Origin of the sequence: Corynebacterium sp. P4-C1 (assembly GCF_030503595.1) — a bacterium.
Lineage (GTDB): Bacteria > Actinomycetota > Actinomycetes > Mycobacteriales > Mycobacteriaceae > Corynebacterium.
The window spans coordinates 78,323-104,464 of record NZ_CP129966.1 but is presented as its reverse complement, the minus strand read 5'-3'; the positions used below and the strand labels follow the sequence as shown (position 1 = coordinate 104,464).

The following is a 26,142-nucleotide window of genomic DNA, read 5'->3' as shown; positions in this document are numbered from 1 at the left end:
TGGCACGCCTAATCTGAACTTCATGAACCCTTCTGAAATCGCTGTGGTCGCCACCGGTGGGACCATCGCTTGCGTGGCCGACGAGAATGGTGCCTTAGTACCCCGCCGCACCGCGGCGGAACTGATCGACTCGGCCGGCGTGGACATCCCGTGCCGTCCGGTGGATGTGCGCGCCCTCGACTCGTCGTCGATGACGCTTGCGGATATCGACGCCCTCGCCGCCACCGTCCGCGAGCAGCTGGCCGACCCTTCGGTCGCCGGCGTTGTGGTCACCCACGGAACGGACTCCCTCACGGACACCGCCTTCGCCCTCGACCTGTTCCATTCCGACCCGCGGCCGGTGGTGGTCACGGGGGCACAGCGCGCCGCCGACTCCGCCTCCCCCGACGGGCCGGGCAACCTGCGCGCCGCACTCACCCACATCGCGCGCACAGAGGGCGGCACCGGCCGCGGCGCTCTCAGTGCCGAACCGGATACCGTCCTGGGTGTCGCAGTGGCCTTCGGCGGGCGCATCCTCCCGGCGCGGGGCTTGGTCAAGGCGGATACGCACGCGCTCGATGCGTTCCGTCCCACCTACCCCGACTCCGCGAATCCCCCCGAGCGCCCTGAACCAGTGGCACCGGTTGCTTTGGCCGGAATGAACGTCCCGATCATCGCGGGATGGGCAGGTGCCGAACCGGACGTGCTCGACGCGGTGACCGCGATGGCCCCCGACGGCATCGTCATCGAGGGCATGGGCTCGGGCAATGTCTCTGAGCAGATGGGTGAAGCGGTGCACCGCGCCCTGGACGCAGAAATTCCCGTCGTGGTGACCACGGTGGTCCCCCACGGGAAGGTGGAATTTAGCTACGGCGGTGCCGGTGGCGGTGCCACCTTGGGCGACCGCGGCGCCGTGCCCGCCGGGTGGCTGTGTGCGGGCCAGGCCCGCATCGCGCTCGCCGCTGCGCTGTCCGCGGGCATTGACCCGCGTGCGCTTATCGGCGGCTGAAATGCCACGCCACAGCTGCTGCGGCGGCGACTACCCCGCCGAGAACCAACCACAGGCTGGCCGGCATCCGGCGACCAGCTTCAGCGGTGTCCGCGGAATTTCCGGACGCCGCAGATGCCGTGTCTGTCTCCATCCCCGCCCCGGAGACAGTCTCCTCCCCCGCGATGGTCTTCTCAATCCACTCGGCCTGGTCCGCCACCGGAGTCACAGCGACCTTCGGGTTGCTCATCAGGTCTTCTTCGGAGGGGTTGTCGGGGTCGTCGAACAGGCCCGCCGACATCACTGCGGCGACCTTGCCGCCGGCGAAGATCGGGCCACCGGAGTCGCCGCTCTGGATGCGCGCTCCGTTCTTGAGGGAAACGACGGCGGCGGACGGGGCATCGAAAAGCGCTGGAGCATCGCCACCGGCGGAGGTGTCCGCCTCGCCTTTGGCCACTGGGAGCTTCGTTGCCCCGCCGGTGCCCTCGGACGACCAGCCGGACACTGTCACTTCGCCGTCGGCCAACTCCTCGCGGGAGATCTCGGCGTAGTGGTCGAGCTGCATGTCTTCTTCCGTGTGCACCAGGCCAATATCGCCGCGCGGCGCCTTCTCCCAGCGGTCGACCTTGTACATGCGCTGGTCGTCACCCTCACCGGTGCGCACGGTGCCGCCGGGCTTGGTGAACATCTCCATGCAGTGGCGTGCGGTGACGACCCAGTGCGGTGCGATCGCGGTGCCGGTGCAGCTGCCGTCCTCCGGTTCGTTGTCCTCCATGCGCAGCGAGACAACGGTGTCCGACTCAGGCGTCGAACCGGCCATGTCCTTGCTGTCCAACGCCCAGGCAGGTGCCGGTGCGGCGAGCAACGCGGTGAGCGCGAGTGCGGTAGTGCGGGTGAGTTTCATGGTTCTCCTTACAAATTGGTCGAATTTTCGCGAGTTGTCCGCGGAAGAGCGCTACAGGCGCGAGTGGGTCTGGCACGTCTGCTCGGCCGCGACGCGACGCCGCTTTTCTTTGCCAGTGGGCCGGACGCTGGCCGCCGTCACTGTGTCGATGCACCAGCGCACCAGCGCTTCCATCGGCCCGCGGCGGAAAAATGCCGCCCAGACGACAGCGAAGACGGCAAAGAGCGTGACGCTGACCGCGAAGCTGAGCACCTGCGCGGTGAGAATGTGCAGGCAGTAGATGGTCAACGACATGGAGCCGAGGGGTTGCAGCACGAACGACCGCGTAACCGGGCTGCACAGGCCCAGCACCGCCAACGCCATGCCCACGCACCCGGCGATGTCGAGCAGGCCGCCGGTGTGCCCGTTGGCCTCCATCCATGCGAACGGCACGACATAATTCATGCGCACCACGATCACGGTGGTGGCGGTGACAGCGCCTGCCACTGCGGCTGCCGCGGTAGTTGCGCACGACGGCAGTACTGTCTCTTCCGCCACCATCCCAGCCACGATGAGCGCGCCCCACATGGCCAGCGGGTACGGCGGGCCGAACAGCGCCCACGGTTCGAGACCGAACTGATAGATCAGCCCTGATGCCGCTGTCAACACGGCGAACAGCGCGAGCTTGCCGCGCACGTCCCACCGGGTGGTGAATCCGAGCGCGATCATGCAGATGCCAATGGGGAGCAGGACGACGGTGATACCGCCCGCGAACGGCAAGAGTGCGCAGTGCACCGCGATGAGCAGCACCCCGCGGACGGTGAACTGCACAGGCCCCGCGGTACGCGCCATGAGCATCATGGACACGCCAGCGAGGAAGGCGAACAGCGCGGCCGGGAATCCGTACAGCAACTGCCCGGTGATTCCGAGGGTGTTCGCGCCCGTGGTTGTCAGGTGCGCGGTGGTCATCGCGATGAGCGCGACCGCGCGGCACACGTCGATTCCTACAATCCGTTTTGGCATGCTGTGCACGCTATTCAGGCCGATGTTGCGAGAGCGTTAAGATCGTGGAGCATGACCCCGCGCGTACTCATCGTCGAAGACGAACGCTTCCTCGCCGACGCCATCGCAACCGCGCTGAACAGGGAGAATTTCGACGCTTCCGCGCTTTACGACGGCACCTCCGCCCTCGCCCACCTCACCTCGCATGCGGGGAGCATCGACGTGGTCGTGCTCGACCGCGACCTGCCGGGCGTGCACGGCGACGAGATCTGCGCCCGTATCGCCGCCGACTACCCGTACATCCGGGTGCTCATGCTCACCGCGGCCGGGACTCTCGACGACCGGTTGAGCGGATTCGGTCTCGGCGCGGACGACTACCTGCCCAAACCGTTCGAGCTTCCCGAGCTCATCGCCCGCGTGACAGCCTTGTCGCGCCGGTCCTCTCCCCAGCGCAACACGGTTCTGGTCCGCGGCGACGTGCGCCTGGACGGGACCCGCAAACGCGTCATGCGCGGCGATGCGGAGATCCCCCTTTCCCCGAAGGAATTCGCGGTGCTCCAGGTGCTCATGGAGGCCGGCGGCGCGGTGCTCTCGGCCGAAGAATTGCTCGAGGAAGCATGGGACTCCAATGCCGATCCCTTCACCAACTCACCGCGCGTGACCATTTCATATTTGCGGCGCAAGCTCGGCGAACCATGGATCATTCACACCCTGCCTGGCGAAGGATATTTCGCCGCCGACCCCGCGGAGATGGACTCATGAAAAAAGCGTTGAGTCTACGCGCCCGCATCACTTTGCTTTTCGTGCTCACCGTCGCCGGTGTCGGCGGCATTCTCATCGCGGTGATGTACGCCTATTTGAAGCTCACTCCAGTGCCGTTCGAAGCAGTTTTCCCCGACGATGCGGCGATCAGCGGTGCCGTTCCTGTCACAGACGACATCTTGAAGGTCGTGCTCACGGTGTCGCTGACCACGCTGGCCGTTCTCACCGTGTTGGCCGGCGCGATCGGCTGGTTCGTCGCTGGCTGGGCGATCACTCCCCTGACCGGTATCGCACAGTCTGCACGTCAGGTCACCGCCGGGAACTTGGACCAACGCACGGGCTACGCCGGCGCTAACGACGAGGTCGGCGACCTTGCCAACGCTCTCGACACCATGCTGGATTCACTCGCCGCTTCCATTGCCAGCCAGCAGCGTTTCTCCGCGAATGCGTCGCATGAGCTGAAAACACCCATCGCCACCATTCAGACCGTCGCCGACGTGGCGCTTGCCCCCGAAGCCGGCGAGGACGAGATGCGCGCGGCGCTCACCCAGATCCGCACCGTGAACGCACGCAGCTCCGAAACCGTCTCCGCTCTCCTCGACCTCGCGCGCGCCCAGACACCAAATGTGTCGGTCTTCGACCTCGCCGATGCGCTGCCCGTCTCCGCAATCACCTCCGCGACCGACACAGAAAGCTCTCACGGCGATGCACCGGTCACCGTCGCCGGCGACCCAGTTCTCATTCGCCAAGCCGTGGACAACCTGCTGCGCAATGCGCACGCCCACGGGACGGAGGGAACGACACAGCTGCGTCTGTTCACCGACGCGCATACCGCGGTCATCGAAGTGTCTAACGGCGGGCCCGAATTCAGCGCGGAGCAGTTGAACCAGCTCAAAGAACCTTTCGCCCGCGGCGCGAACCGAGTAGCCGGGCCCGGTCACGGTCTCGGACTCGCGCTTGTGGACGCCATTGCCACCTCCCACCACGGCCACCTCGATCTCACCCCGCGCCGCGGCGGAGGTGTCATCGCCCAGCTCAGCCTTCCGCGCTCGGCTCACCAAGTGCCGGGGCATCGTCCATCTGGGCCGGAGCATCCTCAGTCGTAGCCAGCCAGTCCTCCCATGCCAACGACGCGACAGGGTCGGCGGGGCTCAACTCGGGATCGTCCGCGCGGAGGTTCTTCACCGGGCCAGGACCTGTCGCGCGGGTCTCGAACCGTACGGTGACGAACCCGTGACCCGCTCCTTGAATCCAGCCGTGGCCGAATTCGGAGTGGTGGACATCCTGCGTCGCCGCCCACGCGCGCGTGCCGGTGGGCATGACCGGAAGGATCTCCCCCGTCTGCGGCTCGGGCAAATTTGCTCGATCGAGCTCCGGGAAGAGCACTTCTTGCATGACGGTCTCTAAACCGGAAAATCCCACACCGACGAGACGGATCGGTCCGAGCTCGTCCGGGTAGCGGGCAATGCGGAACGCCGCCGCCGTGAGCGTGTCTATGTCATCGGTGGCGTACGTCAAGGTGCTGGAACGCGACTCGATGTGGAAATCAGCCATCTTGAGTTTGACGGTGACGGTGCGGGCGCCGCGGCCGTCGATAAGCAACCGCTTGTGCGCTCCTTCCGCCGCGCGCCTGATAGCGGCCTCGACCTCATTCTTCGTTGTCAGGTCTCGCGGGTAAGTGTGTTCGGCGGAGATCTGCTTCGACTCTGCGCGCGGCGCGACTTCGCGATCGTCGATGCCGCGAGCCAGCGTCCACAGCTGCTTTGCCACGACTCCGCCCAGCGCCACTTCCACCTCACGCTCGCTCATGGCCGCGAAATCGCCGATGCTCTCCACCCCGATGCCGGTGAGCTTATTCGCGGTCACGGGCCCGACACCCCATAATTCGCCGACGGGTAGCGGGTGGAGGATCTCTGTCTGCTTCTCCCGCGGAATGATGAATGTGCCGTCCGGCTTTGCTAGACCAGACCCGATCTTCGCGTACTGCTTGCCTGTTCCCGCCCCGATGGAGCTGGGCAGGCCTGTCTCCCGGCGGATCGCCTCGCGAAGATTGTCCGCCCACTTTTTGACCTCGTCGGGGGACGCTCCCGCGAGTTCGCGCGGTTCGAGGAACGCCTCGTCGATGGAGAGCTGCTCGACGACATCCACTCTGCGCGCGATGATCCCGAAGACCCGGCGCGATGCCGTGGTGTACACCGGCCGACGCGGCGTGACCAGCACGGCTTTCGGCCCGACGAGTTGGACCGCGCGGTACGTTGGCATCGCCGAATGCGCCCCGTATTTACGCGCTTCGTAGCTCGCTCCCGCGACTACTCCCCGCCCGGTCACCCCGGCGACCAACACCGGCCGTCCTTGCAACGTCGGACGGGTCAGCTGCTCGCAGGACGCGTAGAACGCGTCCATGTCGATGTGCAGCACCCAGCGATTCATAGCCACTCCAGCGTAGGCCGGAAGGCCCGGTGACCGCAGGTCAGGTACCTGCCGCATCCTCGCTGACACGTAGCTAGCCGTGCTACGCTAACGCCATGACCGACATTATCAGCCAACGAGAGCTCCGCAATGACAGCGGTCGCATCATGCGTGAACTTGATGCGGGCCGCAACTTTGTCGTGACCAGGAATGCCCAACCCGTTGGTGAACTTCGGCCCTTGCGACGCCCTCGCTTTGCACGCAAAGAAGATCTCTTGGAAGCGTTCCGTAGTGCCCCGCAGGTAGATTTTCAGCGATTCCGCTCCGATGTAGACGCTTATCTCAATCAGGACATTGATCCGCGTGCATGAACGAGGTCTGCTAGACACGTCAGTTGTTTTGGATCTCACTGCCATTGATCCGAACCTCTTACCAAACGAATTCGCCATATGTAGTATCACAATGGCTGAGCTCCAGGCAGGTCCGGCCGCTACTGCCGACTGCGTTGAACAGGCCAAGAGGATCTCGCAGATTCAGCGCATCGAGTCTCTAATCGACTGCATTCCCTTCGATACTCAGGCAGCTCGCGCGTACGGGCTCGTTTACGCTGCAGTCGTGCAGTCAGGGCGAACCCCACGGCGACGCATTGCCGACCTCTTGATCGCTAGCTCGGCAATCGCTGAAAACCTTCCTCTTTTCACCCGAAATCCCGATGACTTCAAGGGCCTCGAAGAGCTGGTGCAGATTGTCGTTGTGTAATCGCGCACAACCATCGTCTCCACTGCAATAAGACAAACCCCTACTCCTAGGTACCTGTTCACAACGTGGTTGCCGCGGTGGGGTTTCCCGCGACGTTGTGAATAGGTGTTCTGGAATAGGTGTTTGGCGTAAGCGGACCGTTTAGCCGTTCTTGGTCACCTCCGCAGTGACGCCGTCGAGCACCTTGTGGCCGTCCTCGCCGCCCTCGCCGGCTTCGGTGGTGACGGTGAAGGATGTCGCCAAGGTCTCCGCGGCGATGTGGTCGGCGTGGCGGTTGGCCCACTCCTCCTTGTCCGCGGGGACGCGCAACGTGACTGTGATGCGGTCGGAGACGTCGAGCCCCTCGTTCTTGCGGGCGTCCTGCAGGCCGCGGATGACATCGGCGGCCCAGCCTTCGGCCTCCAGCTCCTCGGTGAGGGTGGAGTCGAGAACAACCAGGCCGTCCATGCCCTCCACGCGCGCGGTGGAATCCGGGTCAGCGGCGACGAGGCGCTCGGTGTACAGGTCCGGGGTGAGCACGAGATCACCGTCGACGACGACGTTGTCACCGTCCTGGACGTAGTTGCCCGCCTTGACGTTCTTGATCGCCCGCTGGACGTCCTTGCCCAACTTCGGTCCGGCGACCTTCGCGTTGACGACGACCTCGAAAGAACCGGCGGAATCGACATCCTGCGTGAGCTCGACGTTCTTGACGTTTACCTCGTCGCGGATGACGGACTCGAACGGGGCGAGCTTCTCCGCCTCAGGCAGAGCGACCTTGAGCGCCGGCAGCGGCAGGCGGTTGCGCAGCGTCTTCGCCTTGCGCAGGGAGGATGCCGCGGAGCAGACCGCGCGGGTGGCATCCATTGCCTCGACGAGCTCGTCGTCGGCCGGGAATTCCTCCGCCTTCGGGTAGTCCGTCAGGTGGACGGAGCGCCCGCCGGTGAGACCGCGCCACATGACCTCGCTGATGTACGGCAGCAGCGGGGCGGCGGTGCGGGCGAGCACTTCGAGCACCGTGTAGAGGGTGTTGAACGCCTCCGGGTGCTCCTCCTGGCCGGCCCAGAAACGGTCGCGGGAGCGGCGCACGTACCAGTTGGTCAGGGTGTCGGCGAAAAGCCGGACCTCGTCGCAGGCGCCGGAGATGTCGGTCGCCTCAAGCGCGGCACCGGTGCGCTTCACAGTGTCGTGGAGCTTCGCCAGGATGTAGCGGTCCAGCACGTTGTCCGAGCTGGTGTCCCAGGTGGCCTCGCGGTCGGAGTACAGCTGCAGGAAGCTGTACGCGTTCCAGATCGGCAAGATAGCCTGGCGCACGCCGTCGCGGATGCCCTGCTCGGTGACGATCAGGTTGCCTCCGCGCAGGATCGGACTGGACATGAGGAACCAGCGCATCGCGTCCGAACCGTCGCGGTCGAAGACCTCCTTCACGTCCGGGTAGTTGCCCTTGGACTTGGACATTTTCTGGCCGTCGTCGCCGAGCACGATGCCGTGGGCGACGACCTGCTTGTAGGCGATGCGGTCGAACAACGCGGTGGACAGCACGTGCTGCACGTAGAACCAGCCGCGGGACTGTCCGGAGTATTCGACGATGAAGTCCGCCGGCTGGCGGGTGTCGAACTCCTCCTGGTTCTCGAACGGGTAGTGGTACTGCGCGAACGGCATGGAGCCGGATTCGAACCAGCAGTCGAGGACATCCGGGACGCGGCGCATGGTGGACTTGCCCGTCGGGTCGTCCGGGTTCGGGCGGGTCAGCTCGTCGATGTACGGCCGGTGCAGGGACTTCGGACGGACACCGAAGTCGGCCTCCAGCTCGTCCAGGGAGCCGTACACGTCCACGCGCGGGTACTCGGGGTTGTCGGAAACCCACGCCGGCACTGGGGAGCCCCAGTAGCGGGTGCGCGAGATATTCCAGTCGCGTGCGCCTTCCAGCCATTTGCCGAATTGGCCGTCGCGGATGTGGCCCGGGATCCACTCGATTTCCTGGTTCAGCTCCACCATGCGGTCGCGGATGTCCACGACCTTGACGAACCATGCCGGCAGCGCCATGTAGATCAGGGGCTCACCCGAACGCCAGGAGTGCGGGTAGGAGTGGACGATCACCTTGTCCTGCAGCACACGGCCGCGTGACCGCAAATCGCGGATGATGTCGCGGTTGGCGTCGAAAACGAGCTTGCCCTCGTACTCCGGCACCTGGGAGGTGAACTTGCCGTCCGCATCAACGGGGATGACCAGGCCGATGCCGTATTTCTCGCAGGTGAGCATATCGTCCTCACCGAAAGCGGGTGCCTGGTGGACGACACCCGTGCCGTCCTCGGTGGTGACGTAGTCCGCCAGCAGGACTTGGAATGCGTTCTGCTCGTCGGCGAAGTACTCGAAGAGCGGCTCGTAGGTGATGCCCTCCAGGTCGGTGCCGCGGTAGGTGGCCAGGACCTCGGGGTTCTCCCCCAACTCCTTCGCGTACGACGGGATCAGGTCGGAGGCCAGGACCAGCTTCTTGCCGGCGAATTCTGCCACGGAAGTGTCCCCGCCGACGCGGACCAACGCGTACTCGATGTCCGGGCCCACAGCGAGAGCCAGGTTCGACGGAGTGGTCCAGGGGGTGGTGGTCCAGCCGATGAAGGCGGCGTCGGCAAGCTCCCCGTGCCCCTTGCCGTCCTTGATGGGGAACGTGACAGTGACTGTCGGATCCTGGCGCTCCTTGTAGGCATCATCGAGACGGGTCTCCTGGTTCGACAGCGGAGTGTGCTCGGCCCAGGAGTACGGCAGGACGCGGAAGCCCTGGTAGATCAAGCCCTTGTCGTAGAGTTCCTTGAACGCCCACATGACGGACTCCATGTACTCCGGGTCCATCGTCTTGTAGCCGTTCTCGAAATCGACCCAGCGGGCCTGGCGGGTGACGTAGTCCTCCCACTCGTCGGCGTAATGCATCACAGATGTGCCGCAGTACTCGTTGAACTTGGCCAGGCCCATGTCTTCGATCTGGGACTTGTCCGTGATGCCCAGCTGCTTCTCCGCTTCCAACTCGGCGGGAAGACCGTGGCAGTCCCAACCGAAAACGCGCGGGACGTGATATCCAGACATGGTGCGGAAACGCGGGACAATGTCCTTCACGTAGCCGGTGAGCAGGTGCCCGTAGTGCGGCAGGCCGTTCGCGAAAGGCGGTCCGTCGTTGAAGACGTACTCTTCGCGGCCCTCACGGTTTTCAAGGCTCGCCTGGAAGGTGCCGTCCTGGTTCCAGTAATCCAGGACAATCTGTTCCATCTCCGGGAACTTGGACGATCCGCCAGTCATGTCCATCTTCGGGTAGACACCACCGACGCCCTGTAGCTTGTCTGCCATGATTCCTCCACGCACTTTATCGCGCGGGGACGCAGCAACAGCGCTGCGCGGTACCACCCCGCTTGAGACTCCCCTATGAAGGCAGCCCCCACTTCATTGTGGTGAAGGATTGACGTATCCCTGGGCACGTCCGGTTCTACTGGGCCCGCGGCAGGCGGCCGCGAGCTGTTCTTCCGGAAACACTCCCCGGTGATGGCCGGATCGACGCGTGTCTCGTTATGACAAAGGTCAGTGTAGCCGCAAACGCAAAAGCCCGCCCACAAGGGGCGGGTCATTGAGGCTTTCGCGTGCTAGACGCTAGCTCCTACTTGTTCACGTCGCCGCTCGGCGCGGAGGAACCGCGGGTCTCCAGCTCCTCGAGCTGGGACTCGAGCAGCGTCTTCAGACGGGTGCGGTACTCGCGCTCGAAGGTGCGCAGCTCGGCGATGCGGGTCTCGAGTGCGGTCTGCTGCTGCTTCACCGTGTTCATAATCTCGGTGTGCTTGCGCTCGGCGTCGCTCTTCAGCTTCGCGGCCTGCTCCTCCGCCTGGCGGATCTGGGCCTCGGCACGGGAGTTCGCCTCGCTGGTGGTCTCGTCGGCCTTGCGCTGTGCGTCGCCGACCAGCTGGTTTGCGCGCTGCTCTGCGGCCTTGGTGGTCTCCGCGGCCTTCTTCTCGGCGTCGGACACCTGGGTCGTGGCGTTGGAGCGTGCCTCCTCGACGACGCGCTGGGACTCTTCAGCAGCCTCGCGGGTGAGACGGTCCGCAGTCTCCTGTGCGAGCTCGAGAACGCGGGCTGCCTGGACGTGCGCCTCGCCGGTGGACTTCGGCTGTGCGGCGGTGACCGGGCGGGAGATACCCTGGGCCTGCGACTCGGACTTCTCGGCCTGCTGGGACTGGGCCTCAGCCTGCTTGCGCGCCTTGGCCGCTTCTTCGCGTGCGGAGCGGATCTCTGCATCGGCGGCCTCGGCGCGGGAACGGGCAGCCTTCGCCTCGTTCTCGGCGTCGTTCAAGCGTGCCTCGTATTCCTTGCGCAGCTTCGCCTCGATCTCCTTGCGGATAGCGCTCTCGTCAACCTTGGCTGCCGGAGCGGCGGCTGCTGCCGGGGCGCTCGTGCCGGAGCCGAGCTCCTCAACGCGTGCGCGAAGATCGTCGTTCTCATCCTGCAGCTGGGCGAGGGTGTCCTCGACGAGATCGAGGAACTGGTCGACCTCGTCCTCGTTGTAGCCACGCTTGCCAATCGGCGGCTTGCTGAAAGCGACATTGTGCACGTCAGCTGGTGTCAGCGGCATTTGCGTTCCCTTCAAATAATGACGTTTGTTGCCGGCCCCGTGCGGGCCAGTGGCACGGTCTAGGCTTAAAGCCTAGCTGACAGTAGTTATACCCTCAACGTATACCCGAGGGTGAGTTTTCGCGCCGATTAAATAAGGAAGACGCGAATAAGCGGCTGCAGCACCGCAAGGGCGAGAAACAGCACGATCACGCTGACATCCAGCGCCACGCCACCGAGTGGCAGCGGGGGGATGAAGCGGCGCAGGAACTTGATCGGCGGGTCCGTGACCACGAAGAAGAATTCGCCCGCAACCATGAACCAGCGTGGCGGGGCGAAATGCTTGGAGAACGACTGGATAATCTCGATGACCAGCCGGACGATCACGAAGATCGTGTACAGACCGACGAGGGAATAGAGGACGGTTCCGAGCATATTCACGGGACACCACCCTACCTAGGCGCGCACACCAGTCGAATTAACGGAGGTGCGCGGCGCGCTCAAGCTCGCTGACGGTCGTGCGGGCGTTCTCCGGAACGATAGCGAAGACGAGGTGCGCGTCGCCGGTGCGGGAAAGCTTGTGCATCTTGCCGCGCGCGGCGAAGCACAGGCCAGCGGCGAAGTCGATCAGGCGCATTGCGGTCGGCTTGTCGACGTCGGACAGGTCCATGACCACTGCGTCGCCGTCGCGGAACGGTTCGCCGATCTCCTTGGCGTCGTTGTAGTTGCGCGGACGGACACTGATGATCGCGGCAGAGTAGTCGCGCGGCTCGTAGTAGTCGCGGTCACGGGTGCGCGGCTCGGCGACGGCGGCACCGGAGCGGGAGTACGCAGCCGTGCCGGCTTCCTCGTACGCCGGGTCGTCGTAGTAGGGGTCGACGGCCGGATCGTACTGGCCGATTCCGAAGAATTCTTTGAGGCTGTTAGAGAAGGACATTCGCGTAAGTCTCCTGTTCGCGGGAGGTTTTCAGGTGTCGGTCAAGCGCTGATCGTCAGCCTACGGGCCGCTTCCCCAGCAGCCCGGTTCCGACACGCACGACTGTCGATCCGTGAGCAATTGCCTCCTCGAAATCGCCCGACATTCCCGCAGATAGACGCAGGGGACGACCGAGCTTTCCCGCGTAGGAATCGCAGATGCTTTTCGACGCCGCGAACACCTCGCCCGGATCCGCGTCGAGGGGCGGGACGACCATGAAGCCGTCGAAAAGCAAATGCTCCGATTCCTCCACTGCGGACACCACTGCGTCAACTGCCTCCGCATCGTCGTGCGGGACTCCACCGCGTGCCGCGTCGCCGTCGAACGACAGCTGGACTAGGCACGGCAAGGTGCTACCCGTGCGGTCGCCGCGCTCGAGGGCGAGCCCCATGCCGCGGTCGAGTCCGTGGGCGAGCTTGACCGAATCGACCGAGTGGACCTCGCTGGCCCACCGGGCCACAGCATTGGCCTTCTTCGACTGGATCTGCCCGATCATGGCGAAGTCGAGCTCGACCCCGGCCGCGGCCAGTTCCTCGACCTTGCCGCGCGCTTCCTGCTCGCGGTTCTCACCCACGAGCCTGATCCCCAGCTCGGCAAGACTCGCGGCATCCGCCGCCGGATGGAACTTGGTGACCGGGAGGATGGACACACTGCCGGGTTCACGTCCCGCGCGCTTTTCCGCGGCGCGGACATCGGCGCGCAGCTTCTCAAGCTTTCCGGCGATCTCCTCGCGGCGCTCGTCGGTCATCCCGGGCAGATTCTTCGCGCTCTGCGCATCCATTACTCATTCCCCTTTCCTGTCAGCCAGACGACTCCAGCTTGGCGTCCGGTGGTCTTCTCCCGGCGGTAGGAGAAGAACGATGCGTCGGTCACGGTGTCACGCGGGTCCGCATCGATGTGGGTCACACCGAGGCTGAGCAGCTGGCGCACCAAGCCCGCGCGGATATCCAGGCCCGGCGTGCCTTTCTTGGTGCGCGCGCGGGATCCCGGGAGGTGGGCTTCCACATCGTCGGCCATCTCCTGCGGCACCTCGTAGGACTCCCCTGCCGCGGCTGGGCCGAGCAGCGCCTGGATGTTCGCCGGTTCCGCACCGAGCCCGCGCATCACCTCGACGGTCTTCGGGATGATGCCGTTGCGCGCGCCGAGACGGCCGGCGTGGGCGGCGGCGACGACCCCAGCGTTGTGGTCGGAGAGCAGCACCGGAACACAGTCGGCGACGAGCACGCACAAAGCGAGTCTTTCCGTGGTGGTCACCACAGCGTCCGTTGCCTCGACGGGCCCGTCCTGCGGGCCGTCGACGACGGTGACGTTGTTGGTGTGCAGCTGCTCCATCCACACGAAACGCGCGGCGTCGAGCCCGGCGATGTCCGCAAGGCGCTGCCGGTTAGCGCTGACAGAGTCCGGATCGTCGCCGACGTGCCCGCCGAGGTTGAATGAATCGTACGGGGATGCAGAAACCCCGCCCGCACGGCTGGTGAACAGCATGCGGACGGGGCGGCCGGTGGTGTCAATCATGACACCCAAGGCTACTACCGGAGGAAGTCCGGGACGTCGAGGTCGTCATCGCCGCCGCGCGGCGCGTCCTCGTAACGGCGGGACGGGCGGTAGTCGCGTTCACGATCGCGCTCTTGGTTCGTGAACAGACCCCCGCGGGACTCGTCGTAGCGGTGGCGCGGGGTGTATTCCTCCGGTGCCGCGGAGGGGGCGGTCTCCTCACGATCAACCGGCTCGAACAGGGAGCTGGAGGATGGTGCCGGGGTCGGGGTTTCGGCTGCCGCGGCCGGCTCGACCTGCACCTGCTGGGCCTCAGCCTGGCCTGCCGCCTGCTGTCCCTGATCCTGGCTGGGCGCCTGCGGACGGGCGTTGGCCTTCTCGTCGAAGCCGGTAGCAATGATGGTCACTCGGACTTCGTCGCCCAGGTTGTCGTCGATGATGGTGCCGAAGATGATGTTCGCGTCCTCGTCGGCCTTCTCCTCCACGATGGAGGCGGCGTTGTTGACTTCCATCAGGCCGAGGTCGGAACCGCCGGCGACGGAGATGAGCACACCCTTGGCGCCCTCCATGGTGGTCTCCAGCAGCGGGGAGTTGATGGCCTGCTCGGTGGCGGCCATGACGCGGTTCTCGCCGCGGGCCGAGCCCACACCCATGAGCGCGGAGCCCGCATCCGCCATGACGGAGCGGACATCGGCGAAGTCGACGTTGATCATGCCCGGGATGGTGATTAGGTTGGTGATGCCCTGGACACCGTTGTAGAGCACCTCATCGGCGGCGCGGAACGCTTCCATCATGGACAGGTCGGCCTCGCCGAGCTGCAGCAGACGGTCGTTCGGGATAACGATGACGGTGTCGCAGACTTCCTTCAGCGCGTCGATACCCTCGAGCGCCTGACGGGTACGGCGCTTGCCCTCGAAGGAGAACGGGCGGGTGACCACGCCGATGGTTAGGGCACCCATCTTCTTGGCGATGCCGGCGACGACCGGTGCCGCGCCCGTACCCGTGCCGCCGCCCTCGCCGGCGGTGACGAAGACCATGTCGGAGCCCTTGAGGGACTCCTCGATCTCCTGCTTGTGGTCCTCGGCAGAGGTGCGGCCCACCTCCGGGTTAGCGCCGGCACCAAGGCCGCGGGTCGCCTCGCGGCCGATGTCGAGCTTGGTGTCCGCGTCGGTGAACAGGAGTGCCTGGGAGTCGGTGTTTATGGCGACGAACTCGACACCCTTCAGCCCCTCTTCGATCATGCGGTTCACTGCGTTGACACCACCGCCGCCGACACCGACAACGCGGATCATGGCGAGGTAGTTGCTAGGTGAGGTCATGGGTGTGTGCTCGCCTTTCAAATAACGGGGACGTGTGATTCAGAGACGCCTCCCATCATGACCAACTACGGCGGCATTTCGGCGAATTTTTTCGGCGTGTCGGCACCCTCAACCTCTACTTTAGGGTTTATGACCTGGGGTTTTCCGGCCCCATGGACCTAAAGTACGAACCCCTCAGTCGGGGCACCACCGCGCCCGCCCGCTATTTCACGGTGACTTGGCGCGGATTGGTCACGTTGAATTCCTGGCCCTCGCGTTGCAGCACGGTGTCCACGGCGAGCGCCTTGTTCCCGTTGTCCTCGCTCGCACCCCAGATAATGGTGCGGTCGTCTTTGAGGTGCAGGACGAATTCGTACTTGGATTTCGCCTCGATGGACTTCACGGCACCGCGGCCCGTTTCGCTGAGGGCCGCGGCGATCTCCACGGCATCTTTGCGCACCGCATCGTCGGAGTCGACTGCCCCAGTGAGTTCAACGGTGTCCTCCGGCGGGGTGTCCACGGCGAATTCCTTGCCCTCGGGGTCGATCAAGTGCGTGCCGTCGGAGGCGTTCAGGAAGGCCACCGCGGTGTTCTCCTCCACCTTCAGCATCACTGTGGATGGCCAGGAACGCGATGCCGTGGCCGATTTCACCCACGGCAAGGAGACCACATTGGAGGCGGTCTGGCGCATATCCACCTGCGCCAACGGCGTTCCTTCAGGAACTCCGGCGGCAGAGATCACGTCCTCGGGCGCGAGGTGCTCGCTTCCCTCCACTTCGACGTTCTTCACCGCGAATAACGGCGTGAAATACACCACCGCCCACAGCACCGCCAGAACCAGCACCGCGATCGCGCCGCCGCCGAAGATCCGGCGCCACGGCAACGCACGCCGTCCACGCGCGGCGCGCGTGCGGCCGCGGTCTTTGCGGGTGCTTGACCCCGTGTCGAGTTTCTCTCCCAGATCTCCCGACTGGATGGGGCGCCGGGCCCGGTCAGGCTGTTCTGGCTGGTCAGGCCGGTCCGGCTGGTCGCTGGGAGATGGAGTCATAGAAGTGGACATGGCGCTAGTTCGCTTTCCCGGTGTTGGCAGCGGCGCCGGCCAGCTCATCGAGGATCGGGTCCGCGAGCATGGTGACAGTGCCAGCCCCCATGGTGATCACCACGTCGCCGGGGCGGGTGACGGCCGCGACGGACGCAGGTGCGCGGGAGAAGTCGGGTTCGTAGACCACCTCGGTTGACTCAGCGATGTGCTGGGTGATGATCCGCGAATCCACGCCTTCAACGGGCGTTTCGCGGGCACCGAAGATGTCGAGAACCACGGCGGCGTCGGCAAGCGAAAGCGCGTCGGCGAATTCCTCCGAGAATGCCTGGGTGCGCGAGTACAGGTGCGGCTGGAAACAGACGACGACGCGAGCACCGTTACCCTCGGACTCGACCTTGCCGCGCGCGGCGGAAAGCACCGCGTGGACCTCCGTCGGGTGGTGGGCGTAGTCGTCGTAGACGCGCGTGCCCTTCTGCTCCCCCGCCGTGATCTCTCCGCGCAACTCGAAGCGGCGGCGCACGCCGGTGAAACCGCTCAGGCCGTCAGCAAGCTTGCGCGGGTCCGCGCCGGCGACAGCGCTCGACACGAGTGCGGCGGCGGAGTTGAGCACCATGTGGCGCCCCGGAACCGACAGGTGGTACGCCACTGTGCCCTCGTGGCCGGCGACGTTCAGCTCCACGGCGATCTCGGTGACATGGCCCTCGACCGATTCTTCGGTGACCACGCCACCGGCGGGAATCTCCGGGTGGCGTGCAGCCGCCTCGGCGGTGCCGTAGCCCAGCACGTTGACGCCGCGCTCAGCCGCGCGGATTCCGCAGCTTACGGATGCCTCGTCGTCGAGGCACACAACGAGCGTGCCGTCCCCGGTGACGCGGTCGGCGAATTCGTCGAAGACTTGGTAGTAGCTCTCGGCGCTGCCGAAGTAGTCGAGGTGGTCCGGCTCGATGTTGGTGATCACCGCGACGGTCGGGCTGTAGCGCAGAAGCGACGCATCGGACTCGTCAGCCTCGGCGACGAAGATGTGGCCGCTGCCGTGGTGCGCGTTCGTGCCCGCCCGGTTGAGCTGCCCACCGATGGCGAAGGAGGGGTCCTCCCCCGCGGCCTGCAGAGCGACGACTGCCATGGACGTGGTCGAGGTCTTGCCGTGCGTGCCCGCGAACAGGACCTGGGTGTAGCCCTCCATCAGCTCGCCAAGCAGATCCGAGCGGCGGATGACCGGGATGCCGCGCTCAGCGGCGGCGACGAGCTCGGGATTGTCTTTCGGGATCGCGGCGAAGCTCGTCACCACCACGGTGGGCGGCTCGCCGGCGAGATCGAGGTTCTCGGCCGCGTGGCCGACCGCGATCACCGCGCCCTGGCTGTGCAGAGCGCGCACCGGACGGGAATCCTTCACGTCGGAACCGGTGACCACAGCACCGCGGTCCAGCAGGATCCGGGCGACGCCGGACATTCCCGAGCCGCCAATGCCGATCAGGTGGACACGGGAGAGGTCGATGGGTGCCGCAGAAGTCATGATGTCCTTTCGCCAATGATGCGCCGCGCGATTTCCTCCGCGGCGTTGCCCGCACCGGATCCGGCCAGCGCCGCGCGCATGTCGGCGGCGGATCCGTCCGAGCCGAGAATTCCGGTGACCGCCTCGACGAGGGCATCGGGAGTCAACGCGGCGTCGTCGATACGCACCGCGGCACCTTTGTCCACCAGGTGGGCCGAGTTTAAGCCTTGCTCGCCGTTGCCGTGCGGCAGCGGAATGTAGATCGCCGGCACGCCCGCCGCAGAATTCTCCGCCACGGTCATGGCGCCAGAGCGGCACACCACCACGTCCGCCACGGCATACGCGGCTTCCATGTCGTCGATATAAGGAACGGCGGTGTAGTGCTCGCGCTTGGCCGGGGCGTCGTTCTTGCGTCCGTACGCATGCAGGACCTGGTAGCCCGCGGCCGTCAAATGGTCGACAGCACCTTCCAGTGCCGTGTTGATGCTGCGCGCACCCTGGGACCCGCCGGTGACAAGTACCGTCGGGCGGTCCGGGTCCAAATTCCACGTCTTGTAGCCGCGTGCGGCCTTCACACCGTCATCGTCCACGCCGACGCCGGGGCGCACCGGGATCCCCAGAACCTCACCCGGCATACCGGAATTGGGCACCGCGTTGAATCCGGTGCCTCCCAGCTTCACTCCGAGTTTGTTGGCCATGCCGGCCAAAGCGTTGGTTTCCAGCACGTAGAACGGGATCCCGAGTGACTTCGCCGCCAGGTAGGCCGAGGCGGACACATATCCCCCGGTGCCGAAGACCGCATCCGCGGCCGTCTTCTTCAGCACCGCGCGGGTCTGACGCACAGAACGCGCCAGTTTCGCTGGGACACCGAGCAACTTCAACGGCTTCTTGCGCGGGATGGGCACTGGCTCGATGAGCTCGAGTGGGAAGCCGCGGGCCGGAACGATCGTTGTCTCCAGGCCTTTCTCGGTGCCGAGCGCAGTAACGTCTGCGCCGTGGGAGTCGCGCAAGACTTCCGCCACGGCCAGCGCCGGTTCGATATGGCCGGCAGTGCCTCCGCCGGCCACCACGATGCGTGCTGTCACGGGTGAATCAACCGCCTTTTCTATCCGGCGCGGCGGGTGTCGTTGTTCCGGTGGTTCCGGGGATCCCTGTTCGCGCGTGCGTTATCGTATCGCGTCCGCTCTATGGGCCGGGCGCTGGTGCGTGCCCCACTGCGGCCAGATCCGCGCGCCACCCCGCGGGGCTGGACCTTCGCTCGGCCCCGGCCGCGTGCCTGTGCGCGCTCGGGTGCTTTCGCCGGGCCGTTCGTGTTCGATTCCGGCACCGGGCTGCGGCGTGCCGTGACGGGAGTCCCGTAACGCGTCGCCTGCTCCTTCTTCGCCGAGCGGCCGGTGCGGGGGCGCGGTTCGCTCGCACTCGGCTCGCGAAGGAAGAACATGCGGTCGAACATCGGACGGCCGTAATTCTGCATCGCGGACACCGCGCCCGGTTCGTGGCGTGCCACGGAGGCGACCATGCCCATCGCCCCGAGGGTGATCACGGCGGAGGTGCCGCCGGCGGAAATCATGGGCAGCTGGATACCGGTGACCGGTAGCAGGCCGATGACGTAGCCGATGTTGATGAATGCCTGGGACACGATTCCGGTGGTGATCGACGCTGCCAGCAGCGCCTGGTACTGGTTCGCCGCGAGTCGCGCGGTGCGCAGGCCGAAGAACAGCAGCATGGTGAACAAAATGACAACCAACGCGCCGCCCCACAGGCCGAGCTCCTCGCCGATGACAGCGAAAATGAAGTCGTTCTTCGCCTCCGGCAGGTAGAACCACTTGGCGCGGGACTGGCCAAGGCCGACACCGAACAAGGAGCCGTCCGCCAGGGAGAGGAAGCCCTGGTAGGACTGGAACGCCACGCCGCGGGTGTCCTCGAAGCGGCCGAAAAGCGCATCGAAATAAACATGGAAGCGCTGGGAACGGTAGCCGCCGGCCGCCATCACGCCCGCAAACAGCAGGAGACCGAAGCCGGCGACCACGCCGATGAGTTTCCAGGAAATTCCCGCGAAGATAAGAATGAAGGCGACGACGATGGAGAAGGACACAGCCATGCCCAAGTCCCCCTGTGCTCCGATCAACAGGATGCAGAGTACGGCGACAACGGCGAACGGCACGTAACCGTTAGTCATTTCGAACATGCGGCGCGGGTCCTTGTTCGCCAGGATCGACGCACCCCACACACAGATGGCCACCCTGGCCACCTCAGACGGCTGCAGCTGGAAGCCGGCCACGTAGATCCATGACTGGGAGCCCACTTCCTCACGGCCTGTGCCGACACCGGGAATGAGCACCGCGATGAGCAAAAGGATCGCGATCACCATCAGGATCAGAGCGATGTTGCGCACCCGCTCAGGGGGTATCTGGAGCGCGAGCCAGAACATGAACAGACCCATCGCGACCACGATGACCTGCTTGAGCGGCTGAGCCCACACCGAGGAGTCGTTCAATACGGACCAGGTCATCGAGGAGCTGGTCACCATGACCACGCCGAGCCCGGCGAGCACCAGCACGATGGTGCGCACCATCGTGTAGTCCAGCAGCGGCCGGGCATCCATCCACGCGTTCATGCGCGCCAGTGCCCGAGCCATCCCGGAGGAGTACTGGCCCGAGGTCCGCTGGCGCGGCTGCGCGGGCCGCGGCGAGTTCTTCGCGTGCGGCTTACGGGGCTGTTGTGGCCGTGGTCGGCGCTGAGCTGCTGTGGTCATCGTGTTTCACACTGCCTTAAGCGTCGTGTTTTCCGTCGAGGGCGCGCGCGGATTCAGCGAAGATATTTCCCCGCTCAGCCATTCCTGAGTACATGTCCAGGCTCGCGGCAGCTGGTGCGAGGATCACCGCATCGCCCGGTTGTGCATGCTGCGCGGCGAACTCGACGGCAGCGGCCATCGCGTCGTGCGGGTCGGTGCTCTCCGTCAGGAAGACTTGGCATCCGGGGGCATGCTTATCGACGGCGCGCGCGATCTTTTCCCTGTCCACCCCCAGCAGGGCGACCGCCCGGAAACGGTGGGCGTGCTCCGCGACGAGCTCGTCGACCTCGGCGCCTTTGAGCTGCCCTCCCGCGACCCAGACAATGCGCCCCTGGCCCGCCCCGCGCAGCGCGGAATCCGCCGCGTGCGGGTTGGTGGCCTTGGAGTTATCCACCCAGCGCACTCCGCCCGCCTCGTGGACAACGGCACCGCGGTGTCCGGAAACCCGGTAGGTGTGCAGCGCCTGGTCGATGTGCGCGGGCGAGACACCCTGCGTGACAGCCACGGCAGTGGCTGCGAGCGCGTCGAGCACACCCGCCTGCCCAGCCGGCTCGATGCCGACGATGGAGGTGATCTTCACCGGCTCCGCTTGATCACCGATCCGGCTGACGATCATCCCGTCGACGACACCGACCTGGCCGGCGTCCGGCTCACCGGCCGTGAACCCGATAACGGTTCCACGGCCAGAGCGGCGGGCGTACTCGCGGACGTGGGTGTCGTCGACACCGGCCACGGCCACGGAGCTGGAGAAGACTTTGGCTTTCGCCGAGGCGTACGCATCGAAGGAGCCGTGCCAGTCGATGTGGTCCTCAGCGAGATTGAGCAGCACGCCCGCGTTCGGGGTCAGTTCTTCCGACCAGTGCAGCTGAAAGCTGGAAAGCTCCGCGACGAGCACGTCGATGCGCTGCGGGGCGGTCAGGGCGTCTGCTACAGAGACACCGATATTGCCGCACGCGGCTGCACGCTTGCCGGTGTAGGCGCTGCCCTCCTGCATCACTGCGGCGAGCATGCCGGTCGTCGTGGTCTTGCCGTTCGTGCCGGTGACCACCAGCCAATCGCGCGGCGGGCCGAAGACCCCAGCGCGGTCGAGGCGGTAGCACAATTCCACATCGCCGATCACCTCGCAGCCCGCGTCGCTTGCCGCGGCGAGCAACGGGGAATCCGGCCGCCATCCCGGCGAAGTCACCACAACCGGATAGTCGCCGGCCGACTGCGCCGCAGCCACCGTCGACAGGCCGCCGCGGTAGCGGGGACCGGCGGCCTGCTCAACGACAGCGAGCTTCTCGGCGTTGTCGTCGGCGACGGCGAATTCCAGGTCTGTCTGCGCCAGAAGTTTGGCGGCCCCCAGACCGGAGACACCGGCACCCGCGACGAGCACGGGACCGGAGAGAGGAAGCACAGGTGAACCAGCAGATGTCAGCTGCTCCGTCATGACAGGCTCACCCCGGCGGTGGAGAGCCATTCTGCGTAGAAGATGGCCAGGCCCAGCACGACCGAGATCGCGCAGATGACCCAGAAGCGGACGACCACAGTGGTCTCAGCCCAGCCGCCGTTCTCGAAGTGGTGGTGGAACGGCGCCATGCGGAATACGCGCTTGCCGGTCGTCTTGAACACTGCGACCTGGATGACCACGGATGCGGCCTCCATCACGAAGAGTGCTCCGATAACGACCATGAGCACCTCGGTGCGGCTGGAAATGGAGACACCGGCGACCAGGCCTCCGAGCGCGAGGGAGCCTGTGTCTCCCATGAAGATCTTCGCCGGAGCGGCATTCCACCACAAAAAGCCGATGCACGCGCCGAGACCGGCGGAGCACAGCACAGCCAGATCGAGCGGGTCGCGCACGTCATAGCAGCCCGCGCCCGGCGCCTGCGCACAGGAATTGCGGAACTGCCAGAACGTGATCAAGGTGTAGCCGAACATCACCAGCGCGGTGGAGCCGGCGGCGAGGCCATCCAAGCCGTCGGTCAGGTTCACCGCGTTGGACCACGCGGCGATGATGAAGTACACGAAGACGAGGAAGCAGATGGTGCCCAGCACGACTCCGCCCGCGGCGGCGTCGAACGTCTCGATGTCGCGGATGAAGCTCAGGTGAGTCGAGCCCGGCGTGAGCCCCGTGCGCTCGTTGGGGAACTGCAGGAGCAGGAAGCCGAAAATCAGCGAGACAGCGAGCTGGCCGACAAGCTTCGCGGTCTTGTTCAGGCCCAAGTTGCGGTTGAAGAAGAGCTTCAACCCGTCGTCGGCGAAACCGAGCAGGCCCAGGCACATCGTCAGCCCCAGAACGAGCAGTCCGGAGGCGGTGAAGCCGCCGTGGCCGGTAGCCATGCCCCAGAAACCCACGACCAGATAGGCGACGAGAATGCCCAGCAGGATGGCGATGCCGCCCATGGTGGGCGTGCCGCGCTTACGAATATGCGACGCCGGGCCGTCCTCGCGGATCTCCTGCCCCTTGCCTGCAGTCGTGAAGTAGCGGATGAGGAGGGGCGTGGTGAAGATGGCGACGAGGAAGCTGATCGCTCCCGCCATAATGATCTGCGTCATGCTGGGCTACCTCGGGCCTTCCTGGTTCGTCTGCGTGGGATGGGGGTTCGGGGGCGCGGCGGCGAGCAGCGTCTCGGCCACCCGCCACAGCCCGACCGCGTTCGATGCCTTGACGAGCACCACGTCGCGGTCTGCACGGCTGCGCCAATTCTCCTCCCCAGGCGGGGCGGTGCGCACAATCTCGCCGACGATGTCCGCGGCATTGTCGACGCCGTCTGCGGTGTGGGTGGCGATCCCGCGCTCAGCGGCGCGTTCCGCCAGCACGCGGGTCTCCTCGCTGTCCCCCACCACAACGAGGTGCGTGACGCGGTAACGCGCCAGCTCGTCGCCGAGTGCCCGGTGCGCTTCGACGGAGTCGGAGCCGAGCTCCCCCATCTCGCCGAGCACGGCGATTGACCGCACACCTGGGCGCGCGGCGGCTGTGAAACCGAGTGCCGCGATGCCGGCGCGCATGGAGTCCGGGTTGGCGTTGTAGGCGTCGTTGATCACCGTCAGGCCGTCGGCGCGGGTGTTCACGTCCATGCGGTTGACCGAAACGCTGTGCGCGTTCGACAAAGCGTCCGCCACAGTCGCCGCATCGAGTCCTGCCTCGATGCCTACAGCAGCCGCCGCCAGAGCATTCGACACCTGGTGCGCGCCGAAGACTTTCAGGCTCACCCGCTGCGGGTCGCCTGCGGGGGAATGCATGGTGAAAGTGGCCCGGGCGACGTCGTCAAGCTCGATGCCTGTGGCGAAGTACTCGCCTCCGCCCTCTTTCGCGGAGAAGCGCACGACGCGCCCCTTTGTGCGCGGCGCCATGCCGGCGACCAGGTCGTCGTCGGCGTTGAGGATGGCCACGCCGTCAGCCGGGAGGGCTTCAACCAGCTCGCCCTTCGCCTGGGCGATATTCTCGCGCGAGCCGAATTCACCGAGATGGGCGCTGCCGACGTTGAGCACCACGCCGATGTGCGGCGGGGCGATGTTGGCCAGCTGGGCGATGTGCCCGATATTGCGGGCGGACATCTCCGCGACCAGGAAGTCTGTGTCTTCGGTGCAGCGCAGCACTGTGTACGGCAGGCCGATCTCGTTGTTGAAAGATCCTGGCGGAGCGACGGTCTCGCCGCCGCGCCCGAGAACATTCGCGATGAGGTCCTTCGTCGACGTCTTGCCGGCGGACCCAGTCACGCCCGTGATGCGCAGGCCGTGCGTATCGACGAGTGTCCGTGCCACATGCGCCGCCAGTTTCGCCATTCCGGCGACGACGGCACGGGCAGAGCCGTCCGGGTCGCCCGCGGCGAGGTCAGAGTTGTCGCCCTCGATCTCTTCGACCGGGGGAAGAATGACTGCCGGCACGCCGACCTCGCGGGCGACCAGCGCGCCAACCGCTCCGCGCGCAATGGCGGATTCGGCGAAATCGTGCCCGTCGACGTTGCTGCCGGGCAGCGCGACGAACAGGCCGCCGGCGGTGATTTTCCGCGAGTCGAACTCGACGTAGCTCGTCACCGTCGCATCAGCGTCGGCAGATTCGCTCAGCGTGCCACCGGTGACCTGCGCGATCTCCGCCAGTGTCATCGGAATCATGCCTGGTCCTCCTTAGCTGTGCCCTGGGTACCGCGTGCGGTGCCGAATCCGGCTTCCGCCAGCGCTTCGCGCACTTCTTCGCGGTCGTCGAAATGGAAAGTGGTCTCGCCGATGATTTGGCCCACTTCGTGGCCTTTACCCACGACGATAACCGCGTCACCGGGCTCTGCCCACGCCACGAGCTGCTTGATGGCGTCCGCGCGCGAATCGCTCTCTCGGATCTCCACGTTTCCGCGCTCAGCCGCGGCATCTTCGGCGCCACTGCGGACCGCGGCGCGGATCGCCGCTGGATCTTCCGTGCGTGGGTTGTCGTCGGTGACGATGACCAAGTCTGCGCGGCGCGCCGATTCGGCGCCCATGATGGACCGTTTCGATTGGTCTCGGTCGCCGCCTGCGCCGACGACGATGCCGACCCGGCCGTCGACCTGTTCGCGCAGGGATTCCAGCGCTGCCGCGATCGCCGCGGGTTTGTGGGCGTAATCGACAACGGCGACGAATTCCTGGCCGGCATCGATGCGCTCCATCCGGCCGGGCACCGCTGCCCCGCTCAGGCCCTGCAAGAACGTCTCTGCGTCAATGCCTGCGGCATCCGCGATAGCCGTTGCCAGCGCCGCGTTCGCCACATTGAAGGCCCCCGGCAGCGGCAGGCGGGCGGAGATTGCCGAACCGCCGAGCCGCACCGTGATGTCCTGGGCGCCGCTGTCCGTCGTGCTGTTGAGCTCCGCCGCGCAGTCGACGTCTGCCTGGCCGCGGGTGCCCACGGTGATGACTCTCCGGCCTTCCCCACCGGTGGCCGCCCGGCGGGCCATCTGGCGGCCCCACTCGTCGTCTACGCAGACGACCGACGTGCCAGCGGCGACGGGCGAGGCTGCGTCGAAAAGCATCGCCTTCGCGTCGAAGTACTCCTCCATTGTCGGATGGAAATCCAGGTGGTCCTGGGAAAGATTTGTGAAACCGGCGATGGCGAATCGCGTGCCGGTGACGCGGCCGAGGACAAGCGCGTGGGAAGAGACCTCCATAACGACATGGGTCACCCCGCGGCTAGCCATGAGAGCGAAGAGCTCCTGCAGCTTCGGCGCTTCCGGGGTCGTGAGCGATGTCGGCACATCTTCGCCCTTGATGCGGGTGCCCGTCGTGCCGATGAGGCCGACAGCGCAGCCGGCCGCGGTGAGACCGGCCTCAAGCATGTACGTCGTCGTGGTCTTGCCCGAAGTGCCCGTCACGCCGATCACTGTGAGCTTCTCCGACGGGTTGCCGTAAATCTCGGAGGAGACGGGCCCCAGCACCGCACGGACATCGTCGACGACGAGGACCGGGCGTGTCTCCCCTGCCGCGGAGAGAATCTCCCACCCCGGTTCATCCGTGAGAACGGCAGCTGCCTTCGAACCAGCCGCGTAAGTCGCGCCGTGCACCCGTGTGCCGGGCAGCGCCGCGAAGACGGAACCTGCTTCGACCGCGTTCGAATCGAGGCTGATACCGGTGACCGTCAGCGTGCCGGCCGGCGCGTTCTCCACGCGCGCCTCGGCGAGCGCCGCCACTGTGTCGAGTGCGACGGCGGCCGCCAAGTTCTCGTTGTTGTCGTTCATGACCACTCCTC

At 65.9% G+C, this 26,142-nt stretch carries 23 protein-coding genes; 5 read left to right on the top strand and 18 right to left on the bottom strand.

All coding sequences use genetic code 11. From position 1 onward, the window contains the following. The first annotated feature begins 22 nt into the window (after nucleotides 1-22). Nucleotides 23-988 carry an asparaginase gene (locus tag QYR03_RS00475; protein ID WP_301712211.1) on the top strand — a complete coding sequence of 322 codons (966 nt, stop codon included), beginning with the start codon at nucleotides 23-25 and terminating at the stop codon, nucleotides 986-988. Here the strand turns inward: QYR03_RS00475 and QYR03_RS00470 are convergent. After that, the gene (locus tag QYR03_RS00470) at nucleotides 975-1,871 is read right to left on the bottom strand and encodes a trypsin-like serine protease (protein ID WP_301712210.1); all 897 of its coding nucleotides are present in this window, start codon (nucleotides 1,869-1,871) and stop codon (nucleotides 975-977) included. The genes QYR03_RS00475 and QYR03_RS00470 overlap by 14 nt on opposite strands. A 51-nt stretch (nucleotides 1,872-1,922) precedes the next feature. Next, on the bottom strand, nucleotides 1,923-2,873 hold the full coding sequence (locus QYR03_RS00465; protein WP_301712209.1) for a DUF418 domain-containing protein: 951 nt from the start codon (nucleotides 2,871-2,873) through the stop codon (nucleotides 1,923-1,925). 51 nt (nucleotides 2,874-2,924) lie between these two features. On the opposite strand from QYR03_RS00465, the gene QYR03_RS00460 reads away from it, so the two are divergent. Then, nucleotides 2,925-3,614, top strand: coding sequence for a response regulator transcription factor (locus tag QYR03_RS00460; RefSeq protein ID WP_301712208.1), 690 nt, complete (start codon nucleotides 2,925-2,927; stop codon nucleotides 3,612-3,614). Continuing rightward, entirely contained in the window at nucleotides 3,611-4,720 is a 1,110-nt protein-coding gene (locus tag QYR03_RS00455) for a HAMP domain-containing sensor histidine kinase (RefSeq protein WP_301712207.1), read from the top strand. The genes QYR03_RS00460 and QYR03_RS00455 overlap by 4 nt, the downstream gene beginning before the upstream one ends. On the opposite strand, the gene QYR03_RS00450 is transcribed toward QYR03_RS00455, so the two are convergent. Next, the gene (locus tag QYR03_RS00450; RefSeq protein WP_259848799.1) at nucleotides 4,650-6,044 is read right to left on the bottom strand and encodes a DNA polymerase IV; all 1,395 of its coding nucleotides are present in this window, start codon (nucleotides 6,042-6,044) and stop codon (nucleotides 4,650-4,652) included. The two genes, QYR03_RS00455 and QYR03_RS00450, sit on opposite strands and share 71 nt — an antisense overlap. 95 nt (nucleotides 6,045-6,139) lie before the next feature. On the opposite strand from QYR03_RS00450, the gene QYR03_RS00445 reads away from it, so the two are divergent. Continuing rightward, entirely contained in the window at nucleotides 6,140-6,394 is a 255-nt protein-coding gene (locus QYR03_RS00445) for a type II toxin-antitoxin system Phd/YefM family antitoxin (protein WP_259848800.1), read from the top strand. Next, the gene (locus QYR03_RS00440) at nucleotides 6,387-6,782 is read left to right on the top strand and encodes a type II toxin-antitoxin system VapC family toxin (protein ID WP_259848918.1); all 396 of its coding nucleotides are present in this window, start codon (nucleotides 6,387-6,389) and stop codon (nucleotides 6,780-6,782) included. Before QYR03_RS00445 ends, QYR03_RS00440 begins: the two co-directional genes overlap by 8 nt. Nucleotides 6,783-6,923: 141 nt before the next feature. On the opposite strand, the gene ileS is transcribed toward QYR03_RS00440, so the two are convergent. From ileS to QYR03_RS00365, 15 genes are all read right to left on the bottom strand, one after another. Beyond that, nucleotides 6,924-10,100: an isoleucine--tRNA ligase gene (gene ileS, locus QYR03_RS00435; RefSeq protein WP_301712206.1), complete on the bottom strand. Its 3,177-nt coding sequence runs from the start codon at nucleotides 10,098-10,100 to the stop codon at nucleotides 6,924-6,926. A 304-nt stretch (nucleotides 10,101-10,404) separates the two neighbouring features. Next, nucleotides 10,405-11,370: a DivIVA domain-containing protein gene (locus tag QYR03_RS00430; RefSeq protein ID WP_301712205.1), complete on the bottom strand. Its 966-nt coding sequence runs from the start codon at nucleotides 11,368-11,370 to the stop codon at nucleotides 10,405-10,407. 128 nt (nucleotides 11,371-11,498) lie between these two features. Continuing rightward, complete coding sequence (locus QYR03_RS00425; protein ID WP_259848919.1) at nucleotides 11,499-11,783, bottom strand: YggT family protein; 285 nt, start codon at nucleotides 11,781-11,783, stop codon at nucleotides 11,499-11,501. A gap of 43 nt (nucleotides 11,784-11,826) precedes the next feature. Beyond that, nucleotides 11,827-12,285, bottom strand: a complete 459-nt coding sequence (locus QYR03_RS00420) for a cell division protein SepF (RefSeq protein WP_259848808.1) — start codon at nucleotides 12,283-12,285, stop codon at nucleotides 11,827-11,829. Nucleotides 12,286-12,340: 55 nt separating this feature from the next. Next, complete coding sequence (locus tag QYR03_RS00415; RefSeq protein ID WP_301712204.1) at nucleotides 12,341-13,105, bottom strand: YggS family pyridoxal phosphate-dependent enzyme; 765 nt, start codon at nucleotides 13,103-13,105, stop codon at nucleotides 12,341-12,343. Next, nucleotides 13,105-13,839 carry a peptidoglycan editing factor PgeF gene (gene pgeF / locus QYR03_RS00410; RefSeq protein ID WP_259848812.1) on the bottom strand — a complete coding sequence of 245 codons (735 nt, stop codon included), beginning with the start codon at nucleotides 13,837-13,839 and terminating at the stop codon, nucleotides 13,105-13,107. The genes QYR03_RS00415 and pgeF overlap by 1 nt, the downstream gene beginning before the upstream one ends. A gap of 14 nt (nucleotides 13,840-13,853) precedes the next feature. Further along, the gene (gene ftsZ, locus QYR03_RS00405; protein ID WP_259848813.1) at nucleotides 13,854-15,137 is read right to left on the bottom strand and encodes a cell division protein FtsZ; all 1,284 of its coding nucleotides are present in this window, start codon (nucleotides 15,135-15,137) and stop codon (nucleotides 13,854-13,856) included. 202 nt (nucleotides 15,138-15,339) lie between these two features. Beyond that, nucleotides 15,340-16,176: a cell division protein FtsQ/DivIB gene (locus QYR03_RS00400; protein WP_301712203.1), complete on the bottom strand. Its 837-nt coding sequence runs from the start codon at nucleotides 16,174-16,176 to the stop codon at nucleotides 15,340-15,342. A gap of 4 nt (nucleotides 16,177-16,180) precedes the next feature. After that, nucleotides 16,181-17,671 carry a UDP-N-acetylmuramate--L-alanine ligase gene (gene murC, locus QYR03_RS00395; protein ID WP_301712202.1) on the bottom strand — a complete coding sequence of 497 codons (1,491 nt, stop codon included), beginning with the start codon at nucleotides 17,669-17,671 and terminating at the stop codon, nucleotides 16,181-16,183. Beyond that, nucleotides 17,668-18,735 (bottom strand): undecaprenyldiphospho-muramoylpentapeptide beta-N-acetylglucosaminyltransferase, encoded by a 1,068-nt coding sequence (murG, locus tag QYR03_RS00390; protein ID WP_301712201.1) that lies wholly within the window; start codon nucleotides 18,733-18,735, stop codon nucleotides 17,668-17,670. The genes murC and murG overlap by 4 nt, the downstream gene beginning before the upstream one ends. Before the next feature lie 20 nt (nucleotides 18,736-18,755). Further along, nucleotides 18,756-20,288, bottom strand: a complete 1,533-nt coding sequence (locus QYR03_RS00385) for an FtsW/RodA/SpoVE family cell cycle protein (protein ID WP_301712433.1) — start codon at nucleotides 20,286-20,288, stop codon at nucleotides 18,756-18,758. Between the two features lie 133 nt (nucleotides 20,289-20,421). After that, nucleotides 20,422-21,876, bottom strand: coding sequence for a UDP-N-acetylmuramoyl-L-alanine--D-glutamate ligase (gene murD / locus QYR03_RS00380; RefSeq protein WP_301712432.1), 1,455 nt, complete (start codon nucleotides 21,874-21,876; stop codon nucleotides 20,422-20,424). After that, nucleotides 21,873-22,985, bottom strand: a complete 1,113-nt coding sequence (gene mraY / locus QYR03_RS00375) for a phospho-N-acetylmuramoyl-pentapeptide-transferase (protein ID WP_301712200.1) — start codon at nucleotides 22,983-22,985, stop codon at nucleotides 21,873-21,875. The genes murD and mraY overlap by 4 nt, the downstream gene beginning before the upstream one ends. 6 nt (nucleotides 22,986-22,991) lie before the next feature. Beyond that, entirely contained in the window at nucleotides 22,992-24,545 is a 1,554-nt protein-coding gene (murF, locus tag QYR03_RS00370; protein WP_301712199.1) for a UDP-N-acetylmuramoyl-tripeptide--D-alanyl-D-alanine ligase, read from the bottom strand. Continuing rightward, complete coding sequence (locus QYR03_RS00365; protein ID WP_301712198.1) at nucleotides 24,542-26,131, bottom strand: UDP-N-acetylmuramoyl-L-alanyl-D-glutamate--2,6-diaminopimelate ligase; 1,590 nt, start codon at nucleotides 26,129-26,131, stop codon at nucleotides 24,542-24,544. Before QYR03_RS00365 ends, murF begins: the two co-directional genes overlap by 4 nt. Between the last annotated feature and the right edge of the window lie 11 nt (nucleotides 26,132-26,142).

Excerpts from the sequence above, each read along its gene's own strand:
- QYR03_RS00365 (WP_301712198.1), bottom strand. The coding sequence starts at position 26,131 with ATGAACGACAACAACGAGAACTTGGCGGCCGCCGTCGCACTCGACACA.
- QYR03_RS00415 (WP_301712204.1), bottom strand. The coding sequence starts at position 13,105 with ATGGATGCGCAGAGCGCGAAGAATCTGCCCGGGATGACCGACGAGCGC.
- QYR03_RS00445 (WP_259848800.1), top strand. The coding sequence starts at position 6,140 with ATGACCGACATTATCAGCCAACGAGAGCTCCGCAATGACAGCGGTCGC.
- mraY (WP_301712200.1), bottom strand. The coding sequence starts at position 22,985 with ATGACGCAGATCATTATGGCGGGAGCGATCAGCTTCCTCGTCGCCATC.
- QYR03_RS00450 (WP_259848799.1), bottom strand. The coding sequence starts at position 6,044 with ATGAATCGCTGGGTGCTGCACATCGACATGGACGCGTTCTACGCGTCC.
- ileS (WP_301712206.1), bottom strand. The coding sequence starts at position 10,100 with ATGGCAGACAAGCTACAGGGCGTCGGTGGTGTCTACCCGAAGATGGAC.
- QYR03_RS00475 (WP_301712211.1), top strand. The coding sequence starts at position 23 with ATGAACCCTTCTGAAATCGCTGTGGTCGCCACCGGTGGGACCATCGCT.
- QYR03_RS00385 (WP_301712433.1), bottom strand. The coding sequence starts at position 20,288 with ATGGCTCGGGCACTGGCGCGCATGAACGCGTGGATGGATGCCCGGCCG.
- QYR03_RS00420 (WP_259848808.1), bottom strand. The coding sequence starts at position 12,285 with ATGTCCTTCTCTAACAGCCTCAAAGAATTCTTCGGAATCGGCCAGTAC.
- QYR03_RS00425 (WP_259848919.1), bottom strand. The coding sequence starts at position 11,783 with ATGCTCGGAACCGTCCTCTATTCCCTCGTCGGTCTGTACACGATCTTC.
- murF (WP_301712199.1), bottom strand. The coding sequence starts at position 24,545 with ATGATTCCGATGACACTGGCGGAGATCGCGCAGGTCACCGGTGGCACG.
- ftsZ (WP_259848813.1), bottom strand. The coding sequence starts at position 15,137 with ATGACCTCACCTAGCAACTACCTCGCCATGATCCGCGTTGTCGGTGTC.
- QYR03_RS00465 (WP_301712209.1), bottom strand. The coding sequence starts at position 2,873 with ATGCCAAAACGGATTGTAGGAATCGACGTGTGCCGCGCGGTCGCGCTC.
- QYR03_RS00460 (WP_301712208.1), top strand. The coding sequence starts at position 2,925 with ATGACCCCGCGCGTACTCATCGTCGAAGACGAACGCTTCCTCGCCGAC.
- pgeF (WP_259848812.1), bottom strand. The coding sequence starts at position 13,839 with ATGATTGACACCACCGGCCGCCCCGTCCGCATGCTGTTCACCAGCCGT.
- murC (WP_301712202.1), bottom strand. The coding sequence starts at position 17,671 with ATGACTTCTGCGGCACCCATCGACCTCTCCCGTGTCCACCTGATCGGC.
- QYR03_RS00470 (WP_301712210.1), bottom strand. The coding sequence starts at position 1,871 with ATGAAACTCACCCGCACTACCGCACTCGCGCTCACCGCGTTGCTCGCC.
- murD (WP_301712432.1), bottom strand. The coding sequence starts at position 21,876 with ATGACGGAGCAGCTGACATCTGCTGGTTCACCTGTGCTTCCTCTCTCC.
- QYR03_RS00400 (WP_301712203.1), bottom strand. The coding sequence starts at position 16,176 with ATGTCCACTTCTATGACTCCATCTCCCAGCGACCAGCCGGACCGGCCT.
- QYR03_RS00430 (WP_301712205.1), bottom strand. The coding sequence starts at position 11,370 with ATGCCGCTGACACCAGCTGACGTGCACAATGTCGCTTTCAGCAAGCCG.
- QYR03_RS00455 (WP_301712207.1), top strand. The coding sequence starts at position 3,611 with ATGAAAAAAGCGTTGAGTCTACGCGCCCGCATCACTTTGCTTTTCGTG.